Source organism: Nocardia spongicola, from assembly GCF_047200775.1.
In the GTDB taxonomy this organism is placed as follows: domain Bacteria; phylum Actinomycetota; class Actinomycetes; order Mycobacteriales; family Mycobacteriaceae; genus Nocardia.
The window spans coordinates 197,137-224,059 of sequence record NZ_JBJZOO010000004.1; the positions used below are offsets into that span (position 1 = coordinate 197,137).

Annotated in this window: 26 protein-coding genes; 11 read left to right on the forward strand and 15 right to left on the reverse strand. The window is 65.7% G+C overall.

Annotated features, from left to right (window positions below; all coding sequences use genetic code 11):
- Nucleotides 1-112 precede the first annotated feature (112 nt).
- Entirely contained in the window at nt 113-901 is a 789-nt protein-coding gene (locus tag ACL02S_RS11015; protein ID WP_412802266.1) for an aquaporin, read from the reverse strand.
- A gap of 299 nt (nt 902-1,200) precedes the next feature.
- Here ACL02S_RS11015 and rpsT point away from each other — a divergent pair, with 299 nt between their 5' ends.
- Both rpsT and ACL02S_RS11025 read left to right on the forward strand, forming a co-directional pair.
- Nucleotides 1,201-1,461 (forward strand): 30S ribosomal protein S20, encoded by a 261-nt coding sequence (rpsT, locus tag ACL02S_RS11020; RefSeq protein WP_412802267.1) that lies wholly within the window; start codon nt 1,201-1,203, stop codon nt 1,459-1,461.
- 179 nt (nt 1,462-1,640) lie between these two features.
- On the forward strand, nt 1,641-1,886 hold the full coding sequence (locus ACL02S_RS11025; RefSeq protein WP_412802268.1) for a hypothetical protein: 246 nt from the start codon (nt 1,641-1,643) through the stop codon (nt 1,884-1,886).
- Between the two features lie 201 nt (nt 1,887-2,087).
- Here ACL02S_RS11025 and holA read toward each other — a convergent pair whose 3' ends face one another.
- The 11 genes from holA to ACL02S_RS11080 form a co-directional block, all read right to left on the reverse strand.
- Nucleotides 2,088-3,059, reverse strand: a complete 972-nt coding sequence (gene holA / locus ACL02S_RS11030) for a DNA polymerase III subunit delta (RefSeq protein WP_412802269.1) — start codon at nt 3,057-3,059, stop codon at nt 2,088-2,090.
- A gap of 66 nt (nt 3,060-3,125) precedes the next feature.
- A complete protein-coding gene (locus ACL02S_RS11035) occupies nt 3,126-5,786 on the reverse strand; it encodes a ComEC/Rec2 family competence protein (protein WP_412802270.1) in 2,661 nt (886 codons plus the stop codon).
- A 68-nt stretch (nt 5,787-5,854) separates the two neighbouring features.
- Nucleotides 5,855-6,724, reverse strand: a complete 870-nt coding sequence (locus ACL02S_RS11040; RefSeq protein WP_412802471.1) for a ComEA family DNA-binding protein — start codon at nt 6,722-6,724, stop codon at nt 5,855-5,857.
- A 786-nt stretch (nt 6,725-7,510) separates the two neighbouring features.
- A complete protein-coding gene (locus ACL02S_RS11045) occupies nt 7,511-8,353 on the reverse strand; it encodes a DegV family protein (RefSeq protein WP_412802271.1) in 843 nt (280 codons plus the stop codon).
- Between the two features lie 3 nt (nt 8,354-8,356).
- On the reverse strand, nt 8,357-9,202 hold the full coding sequence (octT, locus tag ACL02S_RS11050; protein ID WP_412802272.1) for a diglucosylglycerate octanoyltransferase: 846 nt from the start codon (nt 9,200-9,202) through the stop codon (nt 8,357-8,359).
- On the reverse strand, nt 9,192-9,851 hold the full coding sequence (locus ACL02S_RS11055) for a histidine phosphatase family protein (RefSeq protein ID WP_412802273.1): 660 nt from the start codon (nt 9,849-9,851) through the stop codon (nt 9,192-9,194). The genes octT and ACL02S_RS11055 overlap by 11 nt, the downstream gene beginning before the upstream one ends.
- A gap of 2 nt (nt 9,852-9,853) precedes the next feature.
- The gene (rsfS, locus tag ACL02S_RS11060) at nt 9,854-10,264 is read right to left on the reverse strand and encodes a ribosome silencing factor (protein ID WP_412802274.1); all 411 of its coding nucleotides are present in this window, start codon (nt 10,262-10,264) and stop codon (nt 9,854-9,856) included.
- 177 nt (nt 10,265-10,441) lie between these two features.
- Nucleotides 10,442-11,083, reverse strand: coding sequence for a nicotinate-nucleotide adenylyltransferase (gene nadD, locus ACL02S_RS11065; protein WP_412802275.1), 642 nt, complete (start codon nt 11,081-11,083; stop codon nt 10,442-10,444).
- A gap of 232 nt (nt 11,084-11,315) precedes the next feature.
- The gene (locus ACL02S_RS11070; protein WP_412802276.1) at nt 11,316-12,746 is read right to left on the reverse strand and encodes a vWA domain-containing protein; all 1,431 of its coding nucleotides are present in this window, start codon (nt 12,744-12,746) and stop codon (nt 11,316-11,318) included.
- 3 nt (nt 12,747-12,749) lie between these two features.
- Nucleotides 12,750-13,628, reverse strand: coding sequence for an AAA family ATPase (locus ACL02S_RS11075; protein ID WP_412802277.1), 879 nt, complete (start codon nt 13,626-13,628; stop codon nt 12,750-12,752).
- A 109-nt stretch (nt 13,629-13,737) separates the two neighbouring features.
- Entirely contained in the window at nt 13,738-15,003 is a 1,266-nt protein-coding gene (locus tag ACL02S_RS11080; protein ID WP_412802278.1) for a glutamate-5-semialdehyde dehydrogenase, read from the reverse strand.
- Nucleotides 15,004-15,102: 99 nt separating this feature from the next.
- On the opposite strand from ACL02S_RS11080, the gene ACL02S_RS11085 reads away from it, so the two are divergent.
- The 3 genes from ACL02S_RS11085 to ACL02S_RS11095 all read left to right on the forward strand — a co-directional run bounded on the left by ACL02S_RS11085 (nt 15,103) and on the right by ACL02S_RS11095 (nt 17,626).
- On the forward strand, nt 15,103-15,981 hold the full coding sequence (locus tag ACL02S_RS11085) for a ribokinase (RefSeq protein ID WP_412802279.1): 879 nt from the start codon (nt 15,103-15,105) through the stop codon (nt 15,979-15,981).
- A 74-nt stretch (nt 15,982-16,055) separates the two neighbouring features.
- Nucleotides 16,056-16,313 (forward strand): hypothetical protein, encoded by a 258-nt coding sequence (locus tag ACL02S_RS11090; RefSeq protein ID WP_412802280.1) that lies wholly within the window; start codon nt 16,056-16,058, stop codon nt 16,311-16,313.
- An 89-nt stretch (nt 16,314-16,402) separates the two neighbouring features.
- On the forward strand, nt 16,403-17,626 hold the full coding sequence (locus ACL02S_RS11095; protein WP_412802281.1) for an RtcB family protein: 1,224 nt from the start codon (nt 16,403-16,405) through the stop codon (nt 17,624-17,626).
- A gap of 72 nt (nt 17,627-17,698) precedes the next feature.
- On the opposite strand, the gene ACL02S_RS11100 is transcribed toward ACL02S_RS11095, so the two are convergent.
- Complete coding sequence (locus tag ACL02S_RS11100) at nt 17,699-18,181, reverse strand: hypothetical protein (RefSeq protein WP_412802282.1); 483 nt, start codon at nt 18,179-18,181, stop codon at nt 17,699-17,701.
- A gap of 143 nt (nt 18,182-18,324) precedes the next feature.
- Between ACL02S_RS11100 and ACL02S_RS11105 the strand changes: the two genes are divergently transcribed.
- Nucleotides 18,325-19,257, forward strand: coding sequence for an alpha/beta fold hydrolase (locus ACL02S_RS11105; RefSeq protein WP_412802283.1), 933 nt, complete (start codon nt 18,325-18,327; stop codon nt 19,255-19,257).
- Between the two features lie 106 nt (nt 19,258-19,363).
- Entirely contained in the window at nt 19,364-21,502 is a 2,139-nt protein-coding gene (locus ACL02S_RS11110; RefSeq protein ID WP_412802284.1) for a RecQ family ATP-dependent DNA helicase, read from the forward strand.
- Between the two features lie 51 nt (nt 21,503-21,553).
- On the opposite strand, the gene ACL02S_RS11115 is transcribed toward ACL02S_RS11110, so the two are convergent.
- Both ACL02S_RS11115 and ACL02S_RS11120 read right to left on the reverse strand, forming a co-directional pair.
- A complete protein-coding gene (locus tag ACL02S_RS11115) occupies nt 21,554-21,862 on the reverse strand; it encodes a hypothetical protein (RefSeq protein WP_412802285.1) in 309 nt (102 codons plus the stop codon).
- Nucleotides 21,859-22,083: a hypothetical protein gene (locus ACL02S_RS11120; protein WP_412802286.1), complete on the reverse strand. Its 225-nt coding sequence runs from the start codon at nt 22,081-22,083 to the stop codon at nt 21,859-21,861. The genes ACL02S_RS11115 and ACL02S_RS11120 overlap by 4 nt, the downstream gene beginning before the upstream one ends.
- Before the next feature lie 161 nt (nt 22,084-22,244).
- On the opposite strand from ACL02S_RS11120, the gene ACL02S_RS11125 reads away from it, so the two are divergent.
- The 4 genes from ACL02S_RS11125 (at nt 22,245) to ACL02S_RS11140 (ending at nt 26,814) form a co-directional block, all read left to right on the forward strand.
- Complete coding sequence (locus tag ACL02S_RS11125) at nt 22,245-23,195, forward strand: D-isomer specific 2-hydroxyacid dehydrogenase family protein (protein WP_412802287.1); 951 nt, start codon at nt 22,245-22,247, stop codon at nt 23,193-23,195.
- Nucleotides 23,196-23,465: 270 nt separating this feature from the next.
- Entirely contained in the window at nt 23,466-24,362 is an 897-nt protein-coding gene (locus ACL02S_RS11130) for an SDR family NAD(P)-dependent oxidoreductase (RefSeq protein WP_412802288.1), read from the forward strand.
- Nucleotides 24,363-24,369: 7 nt separating this feature from the next.
- Complete coding sequence (locus ACL02S_RS11135; RefSeq protein WP_412802472.1) at nt 24,370-25,290, forward strand: ferritin-like domain-containing protein; 921 nt, start codon at nt 24,370-24,372, stop codon at nt 25,288-25,290.
- A gap of 12 nt (nt 25,291-25,302) precedes the next feature.
- Nucleotides 25,303-26,814 carry a flavin-containing monooxygenase gene (locus tag ACL02S_RS11140; protein ID WP_412802289.1) on the forward strand — a complete coding sequence of 504 codons (1,512 nt, stop codon included), beginning with the start codon at nt 25,303-25,305 and terminating at the stop codon, nt 26,812-26,814.
- Nucleotides 26,815-26,923 lie beyond the last annotated feature (109 nt).

Sequence of the window (26,923 nt, forward strand, 5' to 3'; positions counted from 1 at the left end):
GTCCGAGTGGGCGAAGCGCATGCGACGCAGTCGCGAGTCTCGCCCACTCGGACACAAGCCTTGAAGGGGCCGTGAACACGCAGCGCCGCAGGCGCTGCCAATCAGACACAGCTCAAGAGATCATGTCGCGGGAACGCCCGTAGAGCAGGCTGTACAGCAGCGCGCCCAAAGTGCCACCGATCAGTGGGAACACCACGAATGCCCAGACCTGGCCCATCGCACCGGGCTGGTAGGGCGCCACGGCGAGACTGCGGGCCGGGTTGACCGAGGTGTTGTCCACCGGGATCGACACCAGGTGGATGACGGTCAACGTCACACCGATGGACAGGCCTGCCAACGGCACATCGGAGAGCTGATCGGTTGAGGAAAGCACCACGAAAACCAGTAGCGCCGTCAGCATCACCTCGACGATGATCATCGCGGCCAGCCCGTATCCGTTCTCCACGACCACCTCGGCGAGCGGACCCCGTGCCGCCGCCGGGCTGTGCTCACCCCACCCGTTCGCACCGAGCCCGTCGATCGAACGATCGTAGGACGGCAGGTTCTTGGCCAGTGCGAACAAAACAAGGCCTGCCAGGAACCCGCCGATCAGCTGCGCGATCACATACCCGGCCGCGGCCACCCCACCGATCCGCCCGAGCAGTAGATGCCCCACTGTGACCGCCGGATTGACGTGGCAACCCGAAATCGGCCCGATCGAGTAAACGAGAAACATCAGTGCCAGTCCGAAAGCCACCGCGACGCCGAGTACACCGACCCGCTCACCCGCCAGCACCGCGGTACCCACCCCGGACATGACCAGGACGAAGGTGCCCAGCGCCTCGGCACCCCATTTCTTGCTCTCGGGAATCGGTTTGTTCTCGACAGCCTCTTCGACTACTTCCTGGGCCGTTGGAGACATCTGTCCACCTTCCACGTTCCAGACATGTCATGACGAGTCGTGGTACCGCTTCGACAACAGAGCCGCTCGAAAACAACGGTTATTCTTCAGGACGCTACGCGAGTCCGATGCTCTCTACAATGGCTTCTGGGCCGACTCCGAGACCGTGGCGCCACCCCGCCGAAACGGTGCCGATTTCGTGAGCTGGAGTACGACTGGTAGCCTCGATCTTCGGCGCTGCGTTGCCCGGCATTACGGGTGTGCCGCGCGCTCCCGAACTTCCAGGACAGACCACCAGACAGGAACACGAGGAATCAGGCGTGGCCAACATCAAGTCTCAGATGAAGCGGATCCGCACCAACGAGAAAGCGCGCAAGCGCAATCAGTCGGTCAAGTCCGCGCTGCGCACTGCCATCCGTAGTTTCCGTGAAGCTGCGGCCGCCGGTGACAAGGACAAGGCCGCCGAGCGTCTGCAGTTCGCCAGCCGCAAGCTGGACAAGGCCGCTTCGAAGGGTGTCATCCACGCCAATCAGGCCGCCAACAAGAAGTCGGCGCTGGCGCTGGCCTTCAACAAGCTCTGACTCTCTCCGGTATCGCCTGGATACCGCCCGCAAGCTCTGACGCAGCCACCGTGGCCTCGACGACCACGGTGGCTTTTGTCGTTGCACTGGCATTTCGCCGGCATTCCGCCGGAAGGGCGCGATCCAGAGGTTTCTGGATCACCCCGCACGTATCCGAGGTTCCAGCTACCATTCCGCACATGGTAACCGTGTATGCCAATCAGACGGTCGTCCGTGCCGAGGATCTGCCCGATGTGATCCGGGCGGCCGAGGTGCTCGGATTCGGGTTGAGGATCGAGAATGTGCTGGTTCCCGACGACGAGGGCGGTTACTCGTTGGAGTGGATTGTCACGCGAGATGAGGATGTACCCGCTTTCGAGGAGTGGGAGAGCCGCTACGAGGAAGCGGACGGCGAGGTCGAGCTGGTACTCAACTCGGCGGAATAACCCGGTACGGCGCATGGCTCGGCGAAAAGGACCCTGCGCCGCCGGAAAGTGCTCGTCAATGGCCTGATATTGCGGCGCGCCGACCATCGGTGCTCGACGCGCTGCTCAGCGAGTCACCGGGGCATCCGGCGCGGACCTGCGCACTCGTCATCCAGCCGATGCGGTGCCGATATCCGCGTATGGCGCGACACTCCACAGTTCCTACCCTGTGCCGTGCAGATCCAGAATCCGGACGAGGGCGTGTTCGAGGGCGTAGCCCGAATCGGCGGCACCACCTTTCACCTCGGCGTTGAGAGTCGCGACCACGTGGAGCGCCGAGCCGATACGCTCCACGGTCCAGCCACGCGCCTGGGCCTGCGCCTTCTTCACCTTCCACGGCGGCATGCCGAGCTGCTGGGCCAGCTTGAACGGATCACCTCGCCCAGCCGAACCGACACGTGCGATGGTGTGCACCGAATCGGCGAGCGCGTCGGCGAGCACGACATGCGGTACGCCACGATCGCTCGCCCAGCGCAGCGCTTCCATCGCACCGGGGCGATCCCCGGTGACCGCGCGCTCGGCCACGTCGAACCCGGAGACCTCTGCCTTACCCGAGTAGTAGCGACGCACCGCCGCGGTATCGACTTTTCCACCGGTGTCCGCGGCGAGCTGACCGCAGGCCGCGGCGAGTTCCCGCAGTTCCGAGCCCACCGCCTCCAACACTGCCTGTACGACGTCACCGGACGCCCGCACCCCTGCGTTGCGAAACTCACCGCGCACGAATTCGGCGCGTTCCGTGGCCTTGGTCAGCTTGGCGCAGTCATGCGTGACCGCACCTGCCTTCTGCAGGGCGGGCACGAGTGCTTTGGCTCGCCCACCACCGGAATGCAAGACCACCAGCACCACGCCGTCGGACGGGTTCTGTGCCGCCTCGGTGATCACCGCCACTGCGTCTTTACCCGCCTCTGCGGCCGCCTCGAGGACGATTATTCGATCCTCGGCGAACAGGGAGGGGCTCAGCAATTCCGCCAGCTCCGCTGTGCCCGCTTCTCCCGCGCGCAGCCGATCCACCGGTACCGCGTCCGGATCAGGGGCCATCGCGCGTACCTGTCCGGTCAACGCTGCCACTGCTCGCTCGACCAGCAGTTCTTCTTCGCCGAGCACGAGGTGTACCGGGGCGGGATGCTCACTCACCACACCACCGCCCCTCGGCCGGACGATCCTCGAGCTCTGCCGAATTGGTCCGCTCACCACGCTCGCTCACAGCCCGATCCTACGATCCGGCATCACCCCCTTGCCCGCCAGGCGATGCCGGTCTCTGGTTGCTCCGAAGTACACCGCTCGACGTGAACTGGTCATACGCAGCTGTCCGCCGTTACCGAGCAGGACGATATCGCCGTGCCGGTCGGTTCGCGCCACTGTCGCACCGAGCGCGGACAAATCTGCGAGGACATCAGGGTGTGGATGCCCGAACGAATTGCCTGCGCCGACACTGACCAACACCAGACGAGGATGCACCGCTGTGAGGAATTCCCTTGCGGTAGTGCGTGATCCGTGATGTGGAAGCTTGAGGATATCTGCTCGGACAGGGGCGCCGGCACGCAGCAACGCGCGTTGCGCGGCCGCTTCGATATCTCCGGTGAGCAGAATACGACCGGCGGGGGTGTCGGCGGCGACAACTACTGAACGATCGTTCGCGCCATCGGTTTCCGCGCCACGAACCGGACGGGGCCCGCTGCGGCTCGGAGCCAGCACCTCGAGTTCGACCGAGCCGAAATCCAATACCTGTCCGGCCGCCAGCTCCAGCAACGGCACGCCTGCGCTCCTGGCTACGGTCACAACCTGCGCCAGCCCGGTATCCGATATCCGCGGACGGTCGGCACCCGCTCTCGACATCGCTCGCTCGGTACCGAAATCCACCGGACCACAAGGCATTCTCGATGAAGAAGCTGGGTCGTCCCCGCGGGTCGGGCATTCGGAACCAGTTGCCCGGGTCGATCGAGCGGGTTCCAGCGCCGCAGTCTGTGAGAGCACGCCGAGTTCATGGACACCGACAGCCAGCGCATCGACCGTGCGGTCGTGCAATGCGCCCGCGAGCCCACCGATGTGGTCGGCGTGCGGATGGGTGAGGATCAGCAGCGGAATGCGCGAAATACGCAAACCATCCAGGCACCTCCGGATCGTCCGCGGATCGGGCCCGACGTCGATGACCACAGCGGTACCCGGACCGGTCGCGAGGGCAAGGCCATCCCCTTGGCCGATATCGCAGGCGGCGAGCACCCAGCCGTTCGGCGGCCAGCCAGGCTGCCAGAACCGCACCGGAAGGACAACCGCTGCGACACCGAGGAGTACAACCGCGATGACCCGCCGTATGGCACGCGAACGCAGCACCGCGATGACGAGCACAACGACAACACCTGCCAGCAGCCCGGCGCCGAGACCACCTGGCACCGCGATAACCGCGCCGGGCAATGCCGCGGCCTGTCCCGCGACCGTCAATAACCACCACAGGGGCGGCGCGGTACAGCAAAGGACGAGCTCGGCCGGTGTAGACCACAGGCACGACAACACCGCGCCACAGGCGCCGATCACCGTGATCGGCGCAATAACCGGCGCCACGAGGATATTCGCGAACACGGCAACCAAACTGAGCTCACCGGTAAGCGCGATCATGATCGGCGTGGTCACCAGGAACGCCCCTGCGGACACCGCGACGATCTCGGCAGGCACGCGCCACCACCCTCTGGCCAGCAACCAGTCCGCCCAGCTAGGCGCCAACAAGATCAACCCGCCGGTCGCGACCACCGATAGGGCGAAACCGGCACTGACAGCCAGTCCCGGCCAAAAAGCCAACAGCACGATGATCGCCGCGCACAACGCGGGCAATGCTTGTTTACGACGACCGGTGAGGACGGCGAGGAGCGTGATCGCGCCCATCGCACCGGCACGTAACACGCTCGGATCGGGTCGTGCGACGACCACGAACATCAATAGCGCCACCGCGGCAACAACCACCGCCACACGTGGTCCCAAGGTGAGCAGACGCGCGATGAACAGGACAATCGACAGCAGTATGGTGAAATTCGCACCACTGACCACGCATACGTGCTGTAGTCCCGCGATCTCGAAATCGGCACGCACCTGATCGGGCAGCTTCGAAACATCGCCGACCACCAGCGCGGGCAGCAATCCGGCGGCGTCAGCCGGGAGAGCCCGCGCCGCCGATGCCGCGAAATCCGTGCGTATCGAATTCGCGATGTGCTGCCACCACGGCAACGGCCCGGCGATTACAGGTGATCCCTGTGCTCGGAGCGTCACAACGGTGAGATCGGCTCGTCGCGGCTGATCCACCCGAGCCAAGAACTCCACCGGCCTGCCCGGCGAAAGTTCGGCCCACTCCGGACCGGTGGCCAGCACCACCACCCCACCCCCGACACGTACCGTCTTGTCCGCACGCCGGTACTGCCTCAGGTCAGCCCGGACCATCCACTGGTTGCCGTTACCCGATATCGCGGTACGCAGCGGTGTCGGATCTCCCGTCGGTGTGACGACCACACGCAGCGACAGCCCGGAGAGGGCGCGCAGTGGATGCGTGGCGACCCGATGTTCCCGCCACGCGACCGCACCGGCGAAACCGGCACCGAGCAACACGGCCGCGAGCACGACCAGCACCACCGCTCGGCGGCGTCGGTCGCGCCGTACGGTAGGCAGGCGCAGTAACACCCACAACCCGATAGCCAGCGTCGCCGATACCGCGGCCAGTGCCACCCCGGCCTGCCTACCCGCCGTCAACACCACCACTGTCGCACCCCAGCAGCACAATGCGGCGGGCAACAATCGCGCATCGAGCACCTGGGCGACACCGGAACCGACCGCGGGCCCACCACCCGCATCCGGATCGGATTCGGAACGGATACGCACGCCGGTCCCGGCCGATTGCCCACCAGGGACCCGACCCTCATGAACCCTCCCCCTCGGCCGATCGGCGTTCATACCGTGACCAGATCACGCAACCGAGCCAAGCGGACCGGGCCGATGCCATCGACCTCACCGAGCTGCTCTACAGAGGTGAAGCGCCCATGGGCTGTGCGCCAGGCGATGATGGCACCCGAGGTGACCGGGCCGACCCCGGGGAGGGCATCGAGTTCGGCCTCGGAGGCCGCGTTGAGGTCGACCTTGCCCGCTGGTGTCGGCAGCCGCCCTGGTTCGGCAGCTGACAACGGCAGGCCGCCCGAGCTGATGGTCGTGCTCCCTGTCTGCGGCAGACCGGTATCGGCTCCGGCCGGACCGACCATGATCTGATCTCCGTCCGCCAATCGTTGGGCCAGATTCAGCCCGCTGGTGTCGGCACCCTCACGCGTGCCACCCGCCGCGGCGAGCGCGTCAGCGACGCGTGCGCCGGGATGGAGCCGGATCAGGCCGGCACGATGCACCAAGCCGACCACACTGACCACCAGATCCGCGGCCTGCTGCCCCGCGATGGCCGCTCCAGACGGTGCGGTAGACACAGACGCCGTGCCTGGGCCTGCGACCGCGTGCTCCGGCCACGCGGCATCCGGCAGATCCGTGGCGACAGCAGGCATGATCGCGGGCACCGGTGGCACCGGTTGGGTGATCGGCCGTTCCAGGAACACCACGACTCCGGCGATCACCATCGCGGCGAGCCCGACCAATGCCAGCACGCGCACCCCTCGGCTGCCCGGATCGAGCCGCATACCCCGGAAACGTTCCGGGATAAGACGATCCCGCCAATGTGTTTCGGCGACAGGGTCGTCCAGCCAACCAGGCGATCGCACGCGACCGACAGCATCGTCCTCCTCCCGTGTCGAACCCCAGTCCTGGTCCTGATCAGCAGGCAACTGTTCGAGATCCCACCGCCCGGCTGGAGCCCGGCGATGCCGTGCTCCGGTCCGGGACACATGCCCCTGGCCGGCGGACGCCCACTGCGCCTGCTCCGATCGATACCCAGCAGCGCTGTGGACGGAGTCCATCCCGCCTGCTTCACCGCTCGCCGACCAGGAGTTCCGCTCGTCACCACCCCGTGGCGGCGATGGCTCGGCCGGAGCCGATACGTGCTCACGCACCACCGCTTCGCGCGTAGCTGCCTCGCTCGCCGCGGCTCTACTCGCCGCTACCCCGCTCAGTACTGCCGAATCATCCGAAACGATCGGCTCGGAACCGGCCGCCTGATCGGTCCACTCGGAATTACGTGCCGGCTCACGTGACGGCCACATCGTGCGAGCGAACGGAACTCGTGCCTGTCCCGGATCGACGAGAGCGGTTCGCGCACCACCCATTCGGCTCGCACCGACCCGGCCGGACAGTTCGTCCAACCGTCGGCGCACCCGCTCACGTTCGTCCTGTCGTGACATGGCGGCGACAGTAGTTCCGCCACACCATGCGTGATCCGTGCCGACCAGCTGATTCGATAAACCTGTTGATAACCACCGTGCTGTGTACGGCGCGGCCTCCGACACCAGGACCACGGTGTGGTCCGCCGGGTTCCACACCCAAGAGATGCGCCACATACGCCTTACCGCGACGAACTGGATCCTGATTCATCGCGATCACACAGCCGCTCCTGCCGAAGCACCGCCTCCGCATCGGGCGGGAGCACCACCCTGGCGGTGGTCCGAGCAATGGAGTTACCCGCAACCACCGGGGACGACGAGAACACCGACCGAGCCGAGACCGAGGTGCACCGCCAGCGCGGGACCGAATTCGGCGACCAAGAGTTCACCGATGCCGGGGACGAGTTCGCGCAGCCTGCCTGCGATGGTATCCGCTGCCTCTGCGGCACCCAGGTGCTGTACGGCCACCGCCGCACCGTCCGCACCCGCCGCGTCCACCGCCGCCGCCACCAACTTCGTGTAGGCCTTGGACCGGGTACGGACCTTCTCACGAAGTTCGAGCCGCCCCTCGACCATCTGGAGTAATGGCTTGGTAACCAGTTCGGATCCGAAGAACGACGCCGCCGAGGACAGCCTGCCGCTGCGGCGTAACTGCTCGGTCCGATTGACCAGGATGAACGTGCGGGCACGCGCGGCGGTAGCGACCGCGGTGTCGTGGACCGCTGCCAAGGGGGCATTCCTCCGTGCCTGGCGCGCCGCGGCCAGTACCGGAAGTCCGGTCGCCAAACCGGCCCCGAGCGAGTCGACCAGACGGATCGTGCCGTCGGCGCCCATATCGCGCACGGCCTGCCGACCGGCCTCCCATGTACCGGACAGCTGCCGGGAAAGGTGCACCGCGACAACACCGTCCCCGCCACTGCGCTCCAACGCCTGCTCGTACACCGCGCGTAATTCACCGGGTGAGGCAGCCGAGGTGGTGACCGTATCCGAGGCATAGTCGATGGCCACCGGATCGATACCTTCCCGGAGCGCCTGATCGCCGACCAAGATATGTAGCGGAACGACGGCGATACCCAGTTCGTCGAGGATTTCGGGAGGAAGACTGGCTGATGAATCGGTGACGACCACGACGGCCACGGACTACTGAACCTCCTGCAAGGTCTTGACCATCGCGTTGGCCACCGACGTATGCCCCGCCCAGCCCCAGTGGATGCCGTCCGGGTTCGCCTCACCGGAGAAAACGTTGTCGCGCACCGCGGAACCCAGATCGACCAGCGGTACCGACGTCCGCTCGGACCAGGCCAGCAACGCTTCGACAGCGGGCGACCTTCCGGTGTGCACGCGGGCATAAGCGTCGCAGTTGTGTACCGAGGGCAACACGGCGACAACAGGAAGATCAGGACGCAACTGCTCGAGTGCGGTACGTGCCTGTTCCAGGTACTCGATGCTCACTTTCGGCGGAAGAGCCACGGGGCGGCCGAGTTTCGACAGTCTCGGCTGCAACCAGGTGTACGCGGCGCGGACGATGCGACGCATGGCGGGCGGCCGCACATAGCGGATCAGCTCACGCAACGCCGTCGGCAGCGGCGAGGGCAGCGTATCCATACCACCAACGGCGAAAACCACCGCGCCGGCACGCGGTACCGCGGCCCAGACCCGGGGATCGCCGATCAATGCCCAGTACGCGTCCCGACAGGTCCAGCCGATCCGCGCGACCAGCTCGACATCCCAATCCAGTTCGGCCGCGACAAGATTCGGCCAGATTTGTGGATGATTCGCGGGCAACCCGCCCTTGGGGCCGAAATAAGCGAGCGAATCGGCGAGCACGAGCAGTACCGGGCGCCCGGTTTCTCCCGATTCGGCGGAATCGGCGGCGACAGCGGATTCGGGGTCGGTCGCCCCGACCGCCGATTCATCGTTCGCCTGCGCCGACCCGGCATGGGACGACTCGGCCTCAGCCGATCCGATCCGCTCTTCAGAGGACATCCGGTGCCACCTTCGCCGCCGCGTTCCACACATCCAGACGCCATCCGGGCTGTTCGATGCTGGGGCCATGGCTGCTGAGCTGCACCCAGCTGGTATTGGCCAATCCTCCGAGAATGGGCCAGTTCCGCGGCGGCAGATCGAGCAGCGCAGCCGTAAGGGCCGCGATCAACCCGCCGTGCGCCACCAAAATGATAGTCCGGCCTGGCCAATCCTGCCGCTCGGCCAGCAACTCACGTACCACCGGCAGCGCCCGCGCGCCGACTTCGAGTTTGCTCTCTCCGTTCGGCGGGGTATAGCTCGCATCAAGCCGCCACGCCATCCGTGCGCCCGGATAGTCCGCATCCACCTCCAAGTGGGTCAATCCCTCCCACTCGCCGAGGCTGGTCTCGCGCAGCCTGATATCAGGAACGACAGTGAGCCCGGTGTGATCGGCCAGCGCCGTGGCGGTATCCCTGGCTCGGCGCAGATCCGAAGAGAGGATCGCGATGGCATTGCGCGAGACCAGCTCACGCGCCGCTTCTTTGGCCTGTCTGCGACCGAGCTCGGTGAGATCGGTGTCTATCTGCCCCTGCATCCGGTCGGCGGCGTTCCATTCGGTTTGCCCGTGGCGCAACAGGATCAGGGTGCGCACGCCGGCATATCTGCTCACGATCAGGCCTCGTCCTCCATCGTGGTTGCGGCGTGCTGTTGCGCAGCCGCACCGGTGATCCCGGCGACCGGTACGACAGGGCAGTCCTTCCACAGCCGTTCCAGCGCATAGAAATTGCGCTCGTCGTTGTGCTGAATGTGCACCACCACATCGACGTAGTCCAGCAACGCCCAGCGACCTTCCCGAGTACCCTCGCGGCGGACCGGTTTGTGCCCCGCCGCGCGGAGCTTCTCCTCGACGTTGTCGACAATGGCATTCACTTGACGCTCATTGGGCGCGGACGCGATCACGAAGCAATCGGTGATCACCAACTGCTCGGACACATCGAGCACCACCACGTCCGACGCCAGTTTCTCATCCGCCGCCAGGGCCGCGACCTGTGCCATCGCCACCGCCTCGACCGACGCACTCATGCTGCATTCCTTCCGGCACGAGCGGAGCCCTCCGTGGTCACGCTCCGCTGCCTCCTCCGGGCCTGACCGCTCATGCCATATTCCTTCCGGCACGAGCGGAGCCCTCCGTGGTCACGCTCCGCTGCCTCCTCCGGGCCTGACCGCTCATGCGGGACACCTCGTTGCGCTCGCTCACGCTCAGCTACCTTCCGCTGCTCCGGGCACATACAGGTGCCGTTTCGATATGTACTGCACCACGCCGTCGGGGACGAGGTACCACACCGGCCGGTTCTCGGCGGCGCGGCGACGGCATTCACTCGACGAGATCGCCAACGCGGGGATTTCGATCATGGTCACCGCGTCCACCGGAAGATCTCGCAGATACTTCTCGAGATGATCGGTGTTCAGCTCATACCCCGGACGGCTCACCCCGACGAATTTCGCCAGTTCGAACAGTTCCGCCCAATCCTGCCATGTCAGGATGTTGGCCAGCGCGTCCGCACCGGTAATGAAGTACAGCTGGGCCCCGGGATACTGCGATCGCATCTCCCGCAGTGTGTCCACCGTGTAGGTGGCCTTACCGCGATCGATATCCATGCGGCTGACCGAGAATCGCGGGTTGGACGCGGTGGCGATCACCGTCATCAGATAGCGATCCTCGGCCGGACTGACCTGCTTATGCGATTTCTGCCACGATTGTCCTGTCGGGACGAATACCACTTCGTCCAGGTCGAAGCGATGGGCGACTTCGCTGGCCGCGACCAGGTGCCCGTGGTGGATGGGGTCGAATGTGCCGCCCATCACCCCGAGCTTGCGCCCATCCCGACCTGTCTCGTGCATGACTGCCGAGCTTAACGGGTCTCCTCCGCCCGGTACGGGGCGGTGAGCAGAGCCCGGTAAGGGACAGTGGACACAACCCCGCACAAGCCCGGCAAACGAGACACATACCGACTGATGACACCTGCCCGCACACAGGCTCCGACAACGATGGTGCCGTTCGGATCATCCGGCCGAGCACCCGGTCCGGCCATAGGGGGATGACCAGAACCCGATCTCGGCCACTATCCGGTCTCTACACCGGAAGCAATTGGGAGACCACCGCGGTGAGCTGTCCGGCTGTACGGCATTCGTGCATCTCGATCACCTCGCGGTAGGCATCGGCGGCGGAATCACCGGACCCCCACTGGCTACGCGGCTCCGGATTGAGCCAGTGCGCATGCTTGGCGACCTCGACCAACGACCGCAGAGTGGACAATTCCGGGTCGCGGTAATTGGTCCTGGCGTCGCCGAGGATCAGCAACGAACTGCGACTGGTGACCGCATCCGGGTAGGTATCGGCGAACCCGGCCAATGCGTGGCCGTAATCGGAGTGCCCGTCGAGGCCGACCACACTCGCTTCGGTGAAGATTCTGGTCATCGCCTGATCCGGCGGAGTATTCGGATCGAAGAAACGGGTCACCTCGTCGACCTGATCGACGAACGCGAAGATCCGCACCCGGGAGAACTGTTCGCGCAGCGCGCTTACCAGCAGCATCGTGAAGTTGCTGAAACCGGCCACCGAGCCGGAGACATCGCACAACAGCACCAGTTCCGGACGTCCGGGTCGTGGCTTGCGATTCACCAGATCTATCGGCACCCCACCGGTCGACATGGACGCACGCAGGGTTCGCCGCAGATCGATCTCGCCGCGTCTGGCGTGCCTGCGCCGTACCGCCAACCGGGAGGCCAGGATGCGGGCCAACCGCTGGGTACTCCGCTTGAGTTCGGCGAGTTCGGTCTCGGAGGCGCGCAGGAAATCGACATCCTCGGCCTGCCTGGCGACACCGTAACTCGCCACCCGCTCGCGACCGATCCGCTCGGCGACGCGCCGCTTGGTCTCCGCTTCGACGGTCGCGCGGAAACCGGCGATGCGCCGGCGCCCCGCACGCCGGGCGATCTCCAGGTCGAACTCACCCGCGTCGGGTTTATCGACCAATCCGGCGAGCATCTTGGCCAGCAAGGTTTGTGGCTGCACATCTTTCAGTGCCTGGTACGCCGAGAACGAGGGACCACGCGCGGACTGGTACTGGCCGAGTTGCTCGACCAGCCCCGCGGCCAGCGCCTCCAGCTGCTGCGCCGCGGTGTCTCCCTGAGCGAGCAGTTCCGCGAGCAGCTCACGTAATGCCGGGATATCCACCTGCCCCGACGGCTTACGTGGAATCTCGACCTCGTCTACCGCCGCGGTGCGCTCCCCGACCGCCACCGGGAACCACAGATCGAACAGCCCGTCGAAGGTAGCGCGATGAGTGGTGCGGCGTAGCAGCGCGCATGCCAAACCTTCCCGCAACGTTTCACGGTCCAGCAGATCCAGTACGGTCATCACCCGGCCCGCGTCCACCGTCTCGGCGGGGCCGACCGGAATCCCGCGCGCCCGCAGCGCCGCCACGAATCCGACCAGATGTCCGGGCAGCCCGTGCGGCGCGTACGACGACGCGGTATCCGCAGGGCCCGATCCCGCGGTCATGGCTCAGGCCAGCTTCAGTTCGGCCAGTGCGCGCCGATGGTCGCTCTGGTGTTTGAGCACAACACCGAGCGTGGCCCGCACGGTGGTGTCATCCAGATCCTGCGCCCCGAGCGCGAGCAGCGTGCGCCCCCAGTCGATCGACTCGGCGACCGAGGGCAGCTTCTTCAGCTGCATCCCGCGCAGCACGTGCACGATCCGCACCAGCTGCGCGGCGACCGCGTCGGACAGCTCCGGTACCCGGCTGGCCAGAATGCGCCGCTCCAGCTCCTCATCCGGGAAGTCCAGATGCAGATAGAGACAACGCCGCTTGAGTGCTTCGGACAGCTCACGGGTGGCGTTGGAAGTGAGTACCACGAACGGCTTCCGCTCGGCGGTAATGGTGCCCAGCTCCGGCACCGTCACCGCGAAGTCGCTGAGCACCTCCAGCAGCAAGCCCTCGATCTCGACATCGGCCTTATCGGTCTCGTCGATGAGCAACACCGTGGGATCGGTGCGCCGGATCGCGGTCAACAGCGGCCGCGACAGCAGAAACTCTTCGGTGAAGACATCGGCTTTCGTTTCCGCCCAATCGTTCTCGCTGGAAGCCTGGATCCGCAGGATCTGCTTGGCGTGATTCCATTCATAGAGCGCGCGGGCCTCGTCCACACCCTCATAGCACTGCAATCGGACCAGCTCGGCATCCGAAGTCTGCGCGACCGCGCGCGCCAGCTCGGTTTTGCCGACGCCTGCCGGTCCCTCGATCAGCAGCGGCTTGCCCAGCCGATCGGCGAGGAATACCGAGGTGGCGGTGGCCTTATCCGCCAGATAACCGGTACTCGCCAATCGGTCGATCACATCCTGCACCGATTCGAAGACCGGTTCCTGTTCTGTCCTGTCCGACACCACCCGGCACCTTTCCTTCCGAACCCATCTCCACGCTACGGCAGCACCAGGGTGACGCCGTAGCGGCGTCACCCTGGTGGCCCGACCTGTGGATCGAACGACCTGTGGATCAGGCGGGCCGGATCTGGCCCTCGCCCCAGACGATCCACTTCGTCGAGGTCAGCTCCGGCAGGGCCATAGGCCCGCGGGCATGCAGCTTCTGCGTGGAGATGCCGATCTCGGCGCCGAAACCGAACTGTTCACCATCTGTGAAGGCGGTGGAGGCGTTCACCAACACCGCGGCGGCGTCGACCCGGCTGGTGAACTCGCGCGCCGCGGCCAAGTCGCCGGTGACGATGGCCTCGGTGTGGCCGGTGCCCCAGGTATTGATGTGTTCCACCGCCGCATCCAGATCGTCGACCACATCGAGCGCGATGTCCAAGGTGAGGTATTCCTCGCCCCAGTCGGCGTCGGTGGCAGGGACCTGGCCCGGCAGATTTCCGTGGATGGTGACACCGTGCCGCTGCAGCGCCTCGGTGAGCCGGGGCAGCGCGGTATCGGCGATCGCGGCATCGATGAGCAGGGTCTCGGCCGCATTGCACACGCTGGGGCGGCGGGTCTTGGCGTTGATCAGGATCTGCTCGGCCATATCAAGATCAGCGGCGGCGTGCACATAGACATGGCAGTTCCCGGTGCCGGTCTCGATGGTCGGCACCTGTGCGTCGCGGACAACCGCGTTGATCAGTCCGGCGCCACCACGGGGGATGACCACATCGACCAAACCGCGCGCCTGGATCAGATGGATCACGCTGGCGCGGTCCTCGCTCGGCAACAGTTGCACAGAGTCTTCCGGGATACCTTGCGCGGCAAGCGTTTCACGCAGGATAGCGACGAGGGCCGCATTGGAGCGGGCCGCCGAGGAGGAACCACGCAGCAGGGCCGCGTTACCGGACTTGAGCGTGAGTCCGAAGGCGTCGACGGTGACATTCGGCCTGGCCTCGTACACCATGCCGACCACACCGAGCGGAACGCGCACCTGCTTGATCTCCAGGCCGTTCGGCAAGGTGGAGCCGCGGATGATCACACCGACCGGATCGGGCAACCCGGCCACCTGACGCAGCCCGGAGGCGATGCCATCGATCCTGGCCTCGGTCAGCCGCAGCCGGTCCAGCAACGACTCCTCGGTACCTGCGGCCCGTGCCGCGGCGATATCCTCGGCATTCGCCGCGAGTACCTGATCGGCGCCTGCCAGCAGCGCGTCGGCGGCGGCATGCAGCGCGTCGTTCTTCTGCGCGGTGGTCAGCTGCGCCAACGCCCGCGCCGCGATCCGAGCCCTGCGTGCGGCCTGGTGTACCACTTCGCGCAGCTCCGGCTTGGTCGTCGTTCCTACCGTCATGGGTACAGCCTACGCACCGGGTACGGCGCTGTTTCCACCCGCTGCGCGGCGCGGCGACTCGGATGCGCGGCGCGGATTCGGCGACTACCGTCCGGCAGCATGACAGCCGAATCGGACGCCCCGGTGATCGTGGTGCTCGGCAGCATCAACATGGATCTGGTGACCACGACCGCGCGAAGACCCGATCCAGGTGAGACGGTGCTCGGCACGGGTTTCGCCATGGTTCCTGGCGGAAAGGGCGCCAATCAGGTCATCGCGGCGCAGCGATCCGGTGCGGTAACGCAATTCCTCGGGGCGGTCGGTGACGATATGTTCGCCGCGGAGCTACGGAGGGCGCTCACAGACTCCGATGTCGCGGTCGAGCGGCTGCGCACGGTCCCTGGTCCGAGCGGCATCGCCACGATCGTGGTCGACGATGGCGGCGAGAACACCATCATCGTCGTCGGCGGAGCCAACACGCGGCTGACCGAGCTGACCGATGCCGATCTGGCGGCCATCGCGGCAGCCGATATCCTGTTATGCCAGTTGGAGATCCCGATCGACACGGTGGCCACCGCGGCGCGGCACGCCCGCGCTCACGACACGACGGTCTTGCTGAACCCCTCCCCGGTCCGCTGTTTGCCCGCCGAGTTATGGGCCGATATCGATGTGGCCGTGCTGAATTCAGGTGAAGCCGAACAGCTGGGTGCCGATCTTACCCCGGTTCCGCATGTGGTCGTCACCCGTGGTGCGGCGGGCGCCACCTATCGCGGACCCGGCGACATACAGTTGTCACGCCCCAGCCCACACGTGGACGTCATCGACACCACCGGAGCGGGCGACGCCTTCACCGGCGCACTGGCCGCCGCCTGGCGGCGCGGGCCACAATGGGCTCTGAACTGGGCTTGCACCGCGGGATCCCTGGCAACAACCCGGCTGGGAGCGAGCAGCGCGATCCCCACAGGGGAAGAGATCGCCGCCGTCATGAGCGCTGAGTAGCAATAAGCGATTACCGAGTGGCAACCAGCGCTGCTTCGACCTGGAGCGGGCCAGAGCCGTTTATCGTCATGCACATGGCCACCGCGCCGGACCGCATTCCCGCCGAGGTCGACACCAAGGCGCTGATCGACGAGTTCGACGCAGCCATGGTCGCGCTGACCTTCGTCGACAACGCCGGTATCACACGAATGAGGGCGGTGCCCACGCCGCGGCTTCCCCATGCGGCTCGGTTCGGCGGCGGCGTTTCGCGCACCGACCACCGGTGCCACGGTATCGACAGCGGCACAGCCGAGCGCGGCTACCGCGCTGGGTTCGGCCACGACACCGGTTGATCGGGCGCCGTCGCCGATCGATATTCGAGTGCGTCGAGTGCCCTCGATCCCTACCGTTGATGACGAAGACGACAGAGAGGATCGAGACCATGTTTCCCGTCGAGCTGCGCGGCACCGAGGCGCAGACGCTGATGTGGGCCCCCGAGCAGGAGATCGAGCAGACCACGCTCGAACAGCTGCGTAATATCGCCGCGCTGCCCTGGGTACACGGCGTCCGCGTGCTGCCGGACGTGCACCTCGGCAAAGGAGCCACAGTCGGCTCGGTGATCGCGATGCGTGATGCGGTCTCACCCGCGGCGGTCGGCGTTGACATCGGCTGCGGTATGGAGAGTGTGCGCACCGACCTCACCGCTGCCGATCTGCCGGACAACCTGCGCACCCTGCGGTCACGTATCGAGGCCGCGGTGCCGGTCGGGTTCAAGACCCACCGCGACCCGGTCGACATCACCCGGCTCGGCGCCCAGGTCGCCTGCCTCGGCGCGAGCACAGCGACGCTGCGCACGGGCTGGGCGCGTTTCTGGGACTCCTTCGATACCCTCGATGGTCACGTACAGGCACGAGAGTCCAAGGCGCACAAGCAGATGGGCACGCTCGGTGGTGGTAACCACTTCATCGAGCTCTGCCTGGACCAGGACGACCGGGTATGGATTCTGCTGCATTCCGGTAGCCGGAATATCGGTAAGGAGCTCGCCGAACGGCATATGGCGATCGCGCGGACACTGCCGCACAATGCCGATCTACCCGATCCGGACCTGGCGGTCTTCGTCTCCGGCACACCGCAGATGCAGGCGTACCGACGTGATCTCACCTGGGCACAGGAGTACGCCGCGCGCAATCGCGCAGTCATGCTCGCCCTGGTCTGCCGCGCGGTGAGTACCGAGTTCGCCGGGCGCGCGGTTCGTTTCGAGCAGCCGATCTCCTGCCACCACAACTATGTGGCCGAGGAGCTCATCGATGACGTTCCGATGCTGGTGACGCGCAAAGGCGCCGTACGAGCAGGCGCCGGCGAGCTAGCGTTGATCCCCGGCTCGATGGGTACCCGATCGTATGTCGTTCGCGGCAAAGGGAATCCGGCGTCGTTCCAGTCGGCCTCGCACGGTGCGGGACGACGGATGAGCCGCAATGCGGCCAGGAAGCAGTTCAGCGTCGCCGATCTCGTCGCCCAGACCGAAGGTGTGGAGTCCCGCAAGGACGCGGGCGTGGTGGATGAGATCCCCTCGGCGTACAAGGACATCGATGAGGTGATCGCGGCACAGCGGGATCTGGTCGATGTCGTCGCGACACTGCGCCAGGTGCTCTGCGTCAAGGGATGAACACGATCTGATCGGCTCGGATAGTCGGCTTCGCGCCCGGCGAATCACATACGCCCGGCACGAGGCCGACATTCAGCGTCGCCGCAGTGCGGCGGCGAGCCCGGTACCGATCAGGACGAGTCCGAGCACCAGAGCTAAACCGTTGAGTACCCAATGATGGGCGGCCGAGCGAAGTTCCGGCGACAGTACCGTGGATTGCTCGATCAGGCGCCACGTGTCGTCGGGAAAGAAGATCTGCGCGAGACCTGGCAACAGACCCCACACCAAACCGGCGAGCACCGTGCCAACGGGTGAATAGCCTGCCAGCAGCGCGACCAGCAACAGCAGCAGTGCGCCTCCGAGGATCTGCGCATTCGAGCTCCATCGGTCCTCAGCGGCCCCGAGGATCACCCATTGCCTGCTGCCGAGGCCGCCATTGGCTACCAGACCGATTCCGATCGGCGTCACCACCAGGCCGATGAGTGCGCCGAATACGGTGCGGGGGAAGTGTCCACTGGTACGGAACTCCGCACCTGGCGGCACCCAACCCGCCTGCGGTTGGTAGTGGCTCGACATAGCTGCCTCCTGCACGAAACCTGGACCGGGATACTACCGACTCTATTGTCCGGCTTCGACAGTGTTTTCACGGAGCATGTCGCCCGGTATCGAACGATATCGCCGACGTAGATTTCCCAGCGGTCTCCTGGATACCATTGGTTATGCCTTGGCGGCCCTCGTTCCTCCTCCCCGCGGCGGACCCCGCCCCGGTAGCCGATCCGCCGGAGATCCGTGGCGTGCGCAGATCATTCGTCACCGCACGCGATGTCCGTTTCCACGTCACCGAGGCCGGGCCTGTGGACGGGCGCCCTGTGCTCGTCCTGCACGGCTGGCCGCAGCATCACTACGCCTACCGTCACCTGCTCGTCGACCCGCCGGACGGGCTGCGGATCATCGCGCCGGACCTGCCAGGATACGGCTGGTCGGGGCCCGCGCCACACCGCTGGGCGAAGGAGGATGTCGCCACGGACCTGCTCGCGCTGCTGGACGCGCTCGGTCTCGAGCGTGTGCTGCTGGCCGGGCACGATTGGGGCGGTTATATCGGCCACCTGCTGGTGCTGCGGGCACCGGAGCGATTCGACGCGCTCTTGGCGCTGAACATCGCCCATCCCTGGCAGACACCGGGTAGTTTCCTTCCGCACGCGTGGCGCATGCTGGCCTATCAACCATCGGTCGCCGCCTTCGGCGAGTACCTGCAGCGGCGGACCCGATTTCTGGAACGGCTGGTCTTCGCCGGTGGCGTCCGCCATCGCGACGCCTTGGGACCGGAGGTGATCCGCAGCTACGCCGACCGCTTCCGCGACCCGATCTGCGCACGCAGCGCGACCGACACCTATCGCACTTTTCTGCTGCGCGAAATGCCACACTCGGCTCGGCACGGGGAACAGCGCCGGGCCCGAGTACCCATCCTGGCCCTCTTCGGCGTCGATGACATCGCGGTCCATCCCGCACTCGCGGCCGAGGCAACGGCTCGAGCCGATGACTATCGCCTCGAGCTGGTCGAGGACTGCGGGCACTTCATCGTCGAGGAGCGACCGGATCTGGTCCGAGCCCGGCTGATCGAGCTGGCCGCGGCGACTACGCGACCCGCCTGAGCGCACAGACCATCGCCCACCTGAGCACACAAACCATCGCGGCGAGCCTGAGTGTGCGGCACCCTCTGGCACGAGTGTGTCGGCAGCCTCGGGCACCATGGAGCGCATGACCACGACGACCGATACCGCGTCGATCGATCTCACCGCCCCGGACCTGCGCGAACACGCCGAACAGCTGTTACGCGAGCTGGCCGGGCCGAGCGCTCGGCTGCGCGCGGACCAATGGACCGCCATCGAGACACTGGTCGTGCGGCGGAGCAGGGCGTTGGTCGTGCAGCGCACCGGATGGGGCAAATCGGCGGTGTACTTCATCGCCGCGGCGTTGCTGCGCGGAGCCGGTCACGGACCGACGGTGATCGTGTCGCCGCTGCTCGCGCTGATGCGTAACCAGGTGGCCGCCGCACAGCGTGCCGGAGTGGTCGCCGCGACCATCAATTCGGGCAATGTCACCGAATGGGACGATATCCACGCGCACGTCGCCGCTGGCCGGGTAGACGTGCTACTGGTCAGTCCGGAGCGGCTGAACAACCCGGACTTCCGCGACCATGTGCTGCCCCGGCTCGCGGCGAACGCGGGGCTGGTGGTGATCGACGAAGCGCATTGCGTATCGGATTGGGGCCACGACTTCCGGCCGGATTACCGGCGTATCCGAACCCTGATCGCCGACCTCGGCTCCGATGTACCGGTACTCGCGACCACAGCGACCGCCAACGACAGAGTGGTCACCGATGTCGCCACCCAGATCGGCACTGATACCACGGTGTTACGTGGCTCGCTGGATCGCGAGTCGCTGCATCTGTCGGTGCTCCGGTTCGGCGATGCCGTGGAACGCACCGCCTGGCTCAGTGATCAGCTACCCGGACTGAGCGGTTCCGGCATCATTTACACCCTCACCGTCGCCGCCGCACACGACTTGGCCGATGTGCTGAACGCGCACGGCCATACCGTCGCCGCCTACACCGGCCAGACCGACCCCGCCGAACGCGAGGCACTGGAAACCGCACTACTGAACAACGAAGTGAAGGCGCTCATCGCCACCTCAGCGCTCGGTATGGGATTCGACAAACCCGACCTCGGGTTCGTGGTGCATATCGGCGCGCCCTCCTCCCCCATCGCCTACTACCAGCAAGTAGGACGTGCCGGGCGCGGCAGCGCGCGCGCCGAGGTCATTCTGCTGCCCGGTCTGGAGGACACTCGGATCTGGAGCTACTTCGCCTCCGTCGCGTTTCCGCCCGAACACCTGGTACACGCGGTGCTAGAAGCATTGGCCCCAGGTCCATCCGGCGCTGAACGCGTACTGTCCACCGCGGCACTGGAACCCATGGTCGAGCTGAACCGCTCCCGGCTGGAGATGGTGCTGAAAGTCCTCGATGTGGACGGTGCGGTGCGCCGGGTCCGCGGCGGCTGGATCGCCACCGGTCGCCCCTGGACCTACGACACCGAACGCTACGAACGCCTGTCTGCCGCTCGTAAGGCCGAACAGCAGGCCATGCTCGACTATCAGGCCACCTCCAGTTGTCGGATGGAGTTCCTCCGGCGCCAACTCGACGACCCAGGGCTACCCGCCGATCCAACGGATTCGCTCGGCTGTGGTCGCTGTGACAACTGCACCGGCACCCGCCCCGACCCAGCAGTCGCCGCCGACACCATCGCCGCGACAAGAGCTCGTCTCGACCGTCCCGGCATCGATATCGCGCCGCGCAAACAGTGGCCGACCGGGATGTCGAAACTCGGAGTTCCCCTGTCCGGCAAGATCACCACAGGCGCACAGCCAGGTCGGGTACTCGGCAGGCTGACCGACCTCGGCTGGGGGCAGCGGCTGCGTGCCCTGCTCGACGGACCGGACACCCCCGTCCCCGACGATATCTTCGATGCGTGCCTCGACGTGCTACGTGAATGGGATTGGGCGGTCCGTCCCACAGCGGTGCTCGCGCTGGAGTCCGCACGCCATCCCGTGCTCACCACCACCCTCGCCGCCCGGCTCGCCACAGTCGGACGCTTACGCGACCTCGGCACGCTACGCTCCCGACCGGGCAGGCCACCGATCTCCGCGGCGAATTCCGCGCATCGCGTCGCGGGCCTGTTCGACTCATGGGAGGTTCCAGATCTCTCCACCGTGCCGGGGCCGATCCTGCTGGTGGACACAGTCACCGATACCGGCTGGACATTCACCGTCGCCGCCCACACGCTGCGCACCGCCGGCGCCGCGGCCATCCTGCCGTTCGCATTGGCCACGCCGACGTGACCGCACGCAGTGACCGGGATGACGCCTGCGGGATGATGTCAGGCGCCGCGCTCAGAGGCTGAGCGTCGCCCGCAACCGTGCGTCGAGGGATTCCGTCTCGACCGGGCTCAGCATGCCGCGATATTCGGTCAGCCAGGGACGATAAGCGCGATACAGTTCGAGCGCGTCGGCCCAGCCGTGCTCGGTCCTTGTGGCCAGCACATGGCCGGGGTCGTGTTCACGCAGCGGGATGACATGCAGCCAGCGATACCGTGCGGTGATCATCGCGGAATCGGACACCAACACCACCGTCATACGACGTGGGAACGGCGTGCCATCACTGAGCGTCGGTGCGTAGCGCCAGATCTCACCACGCCTCATGCCGTGCCGTGCGCATCGTCGTCTTCGGCGGCCTGAGTGAGCGTTATGTCCTCGTAGGCGGCAGCCAGCTCGGCCTGCTCATCGATGATCAGCGCGCTCAGACTGTCGTGCACCAACGCGGTGCGCAGTGCGGCGTTGATCACCGAGGAGACGCTGCGCTGCCTGTGATCGGCGACCTCCCTTGCCCATTGGGCTACCTGAGGGTCCAATGTGATGGTCACCCGAGTCGCCTTGCCCATACCTGCATACATACCAGAGCGAGATAACGGCTGGAGCCCCTACGGCATACTCTCGTCGCTACTGCGGTGCTACGTTGACAGCGGCGGTCCAACCGCTGTTCAGCTGCGCCAGCCCTGTCCATCGCGTCGAAGGAGATCTGTCCGTGAGCCGAGCGGCCGTGCCGATCGCGATCGGCCCCACCGACCCTCCTTCGATCCTGCTGGAGAAAGCGGTGTTGGAGGCAGGCGCGGTCATCACCGAGCTCGACGAGGCACGCGGGCTGATCTGGGTCGGCGGCCCCAGCGAGTTCCCTGGCACCCTTCCCACCACAGTGGAATGGGTCCAGCTCCCGGCCGCCGGCGTCGAGGATTGGTTCGCAGCCGATATATTCGCCGAACATCCCGGTGTTGTCTTCACTTCCGCCGCAGGAGCTTTCGCAGCCAGTGTGGCCGAACACGCACTCATGCTGCTCCTCGCGGGTATCCGCTACCTGCCCGAGCACCTACGCGCGACGGGTTGGCGGCAACAGGACTTCTTTCCGTACGTCGGCACACTGCGCGGTAAAACGGTGACCATCGTCGGCGCGGGCGGCATCGGCCGCGCGCTGATCCCGATGTTGCTCCCACTCGGCGCGCATATCATCGCGGTGAACCGCAGCGGGCGACCGGTCAGCGGCCCCGGTATCCCGGAGACCGTGGAAACGATCCCCTCCGTCCATCTCGGCCGGATCTGGCCGCACACCGACCATGTGATCATCGCCGCGCCCGCCACGCCCGCCACCAGACATCTCATCGGCCCGGACGAACTCGCCCGGCTCAAACCATCGTCCTGGATCATCAATGTGGCCCGCGGCAGCTTGATCGACACCGACGCGCTGGTAGCGGCGCTGGCATCGGGCGCGATCGGCGGCGCGGGACTCGATGTCACCGATCCCGAGCCCCTCCCGGATGGCCACCCACTGTGGTCGCTACCCAATGCCATTGTCACGCCACATGATTCGAATCCACCGCAATTGCGCCTCGCGGCATTCGCCGATCATGTCGCCGCGAATGTCCTGCGGTTCAGCACCGGACAAGAGCTCTTGGCTCCGATCGATCCCGCACGCGGCTACTGATCGAGGCTCGCCACCCGCGCACCCCGATTCCGCGCATCCGCCCCCATCGGCATCGGCGGACACCGAAAGGATGCGAAGACTTGATCAGCCTTCTATTGATGAACCATTGACAACTGGCACATTACTGACTGATTCTCAATAGATGACAGGGTCGCCGCGGACCTCGGTCCTCGGCGTTCCCATCACACTCTCGGCACGCACCACCCGCGGACCGCGCCGTCAGCTTCTTGTGTGCCAATGGCCATCTCCGGCGCGGAAAGGCGATCTGAGATGTTCGGATCGGACAGACTACTGGGCAGGTCCCGACGCACCTATGGCGCGCACGCCGTGGTCACCGGCGCGGGTAGCGGCATCGGGCGCGCGTTCGCCCTGGAGATCGCCGCCCGTGGCGGCCATGTGCTCTGCGCGGATATCGATGCGGAACGCGCCGACGAGACGGTCGCTCTCATCGAACGCACCCGGCCTGGCGTCGCCCACACCTTCCACTGCGATGTGGCCAGGCACGAAGACCTGAAATTGCTCGCTCATGCCACCGAGGCACTCTTCGAGCTCCCGGTCGACCTGGTGATCAATAACGCTGGTGTCGGCGTCGGTGGCACACCGGTGGGTCATATCGGATTCGACAACTGGCAGTGGACCCTTGATATCAATCTGCGGGGCGTGGTCCATGGCTGCGAGGTATTCACCCCGCGATTGCGTGCGGCAGGGCGCGGCGGCATCATCAACGTCTCCTCTGCCGCCGGATTCGCCGCCGCACCCTCGATGGCCGCCTACAACGTGTCCAAGGCAGGTGTGTTGGCCCTATCGGAAACTATGGCCGCGGAGCTGAGCGGCACCGGTGTCGTGGTCACCGTGGTGTGCCCGACCTTCGTCCAGACGAATGTCGCACGCGACGGCCGGATCACCGAGGAATCGGCGCAGCTGGCCGACTTCCTCATGCGCTGGATCGGTTCCTCACCCGCGCGCATTGCCCGCACCGCCCTCGACTCGCACGACCGCGGGCAGCTCTATGCGCTGCCCCAGCTGGACGCACAGCTGGTCTGGCTGCTCAAGCGGCACTTCCCCGCGCGGTACACCTATGCCTTGGGATTGCTGAAAAAACTACTGCCCCATGCGGACTCCAGCACTACCGGGAACACCTCGGCCGCCACGAGGACAGGGAGCTGACATGGCTATCACAATGGACTTCGACGATATGCTGCGCAAGATCAAAGACCGCCAGTGGGCACTTGCCGATATCGATTGGCAGGCGCCGGGCGCCGAGCTGATCAGCCCCGAACTACATGCCAAACTGGCACCGTTCATGGCCGACCTGGTGTGGATCGAGAACGTCGGGGCGCGCGGTTTCGCCGCGATGGCGAAAAAGGCGCCGAATGCGACCCTGCGCGAGATCTACCGCTACTTCCACGCCGAGGAACAACGGCATGCCAATGCGGAACTGGCCCTGATGCACCGGTGGGGCATGCTCGACGGCGATGAGATCCCGCGACCGAATGTGAATGTGGCACTGGTGATCGACTTCCTGGACAGATACTCCGACGATATGTCCCTGTCGTTTCTCGGTACCGTGATCCCGATGCTGGAGGTCACGCTGGACGGGGCGCTGATCAAGTTCATCATGGACGAGATCGAGGATCCGATCTGCCAGGAGACCTTCAAGAAGATCAATGCCGACGAATCTCGCCATCTGGCAGTCGATTTCGCGGTGATGGATCTACTCGGGCACGCGCGGACGCGGAAACTGCTCATCGACCTGGTCGGCGGCTGGGCCAAACCCTCATTGCTCATCGGCGTACTGAGCTATATCCCGCTGCTGAACAAGATGCGCGACAATATCGTCGCGATGGGTGTGGACGAGGAAAAGCTGTACACCGCGCTCAAGCGATACGCCGGGGTCGGTGAACGCAGTGAGTTCGCTCGCAGGCTCCCGATGTACCAGATCGTCAAGCTGCACGGCAGCTGGGTCATCAACCGTCACCATCCCTACCACCTCCTCGCCGACGCATTGGTGCGGATCACCGGCCTGGTCCCGAAAGCGACACTGCGCCGTAATCCGACCTGGTCGAGGGAGCTGACCCATAAACCGGCCGCATAGCGGGGGAACCACATGAGCACACACACCCTCGATGTCGCTGTCATCGGCGGCGGATTCGCCGGAATCGGCACGGCTATCCGCCTGAAGCAGCGCGGGATAGATAATTTCGCGATCCTGGAGCGCGGCCGCACTCTGGGCGGCACTTGGCGGGACAACACCTATCCCGGTGCCGCATGTGATATTCCGTCCCGGCTGTATTCCTACAGTTTCGCACCGAACCCGGAGTGGTCACATATCTACTCCGGCAGCAACGAGATCCTCGGCTATATCGAAGCCGTAGCCACCGAATTCCACCTGCACCAACACATTCGATTCGAGCACACGGTCGATGGCCTCGTATTCGATGAACAAGCGGGGCGCTGGGAGATCACGGTCGAGGGGCACCGCGACGCGCTCCTCGCACGCACCGTGGTGCTGGCATCGGGGCCGCTGGCGAAGCCGGGACTCCCCGATATCCGCGGTATCGAGACCTACCGAGGCCACACCATCCACAGTGCGCGGTGGGATCACGACTACGATTTCACCGGCAAACGAGTCGCGGTCATCGGCACCGGAGCCAGTGCCGTGCAGATCATTCCCGAGCTGGTCGACAAGGCCGCCGCGGTCAAGGTGTTCCAACGCACCCCCGGCTGGGTGCTGCCGAGAATCAACCCGCATACCCCCGGTCTCCTCAAAGAGCTCTACCGCAGGGCGCCCGTCACCGAACGGTTGGCTCGGCGCGCCTGGTTCTACGGGCACGAGTCGGTCGCACTCGGGGTGGTCTGGAACACCCCACTGACCCGAGTGGTCGAACTGGTCGGCAAGGCACAGCTGCGCAGACAGGTCGAAGATCCCTGGCTGCGCCGCCAGCTCACCCCGGAATTCCGGGCAGGCTGCAAACGCCTGCTGCTGAGCGACGACTACTACCCAGCCCTCCAGCGCGATAACTGCACGCTGATCACCTGGCCCATCGCCAGGATCTCCGAGCAGGGCATCCGTACCGCGGAAGGTATCGAGCACCAAGCGGATTGCCTCATCTTCGCGACCGGATTCGAAGTGCCCAAGACCGGAACACCCATACCGGTGATCGGTCGAGACGGACGGATTCTCGCCGAGGAGTGGGCGAATGGGGCCTACGCCTACAAGAGCATCACGGTGGCGGGATACCCCAACCTGTTCCTCACCTTCGGACCCAACTCCGGACCTGGACACAATTCGGCGCTGGTGTATCTGGAGGCGCAGATCGATTACCTGGTCGACGCCATTCGCACGATCCTCGACCTGGATCTGCTGATGCTCGATGTCCGGCGGGATCGACAGGACCGCTACAACACCGCCATTCAGCGCAGGCTCGCCGCCACGACCTGGAACTCGGGATGCCGCAGCTGGTATCTCACCGAAGACGGATTCAACCCGACCATGTATCCGGGGTTCGCCACGCAATACCGCCGCCAGCTGCGGACCGTCGATCTGGACGACTACCTCGTGGTCGAGTCGCCCGCCGACCGGCGGCAACCACAGCTCCCCTCGCTCGTCGGCTACTGACCCCAGGAATTCACCGGCATCGGAATCATCTGTGCGGCAAAGGAAAGACCTATCTCATCCACCGTGCCATAAGGACAGACGAAAAGCGGAGGCCAGGGACCAGGTATGC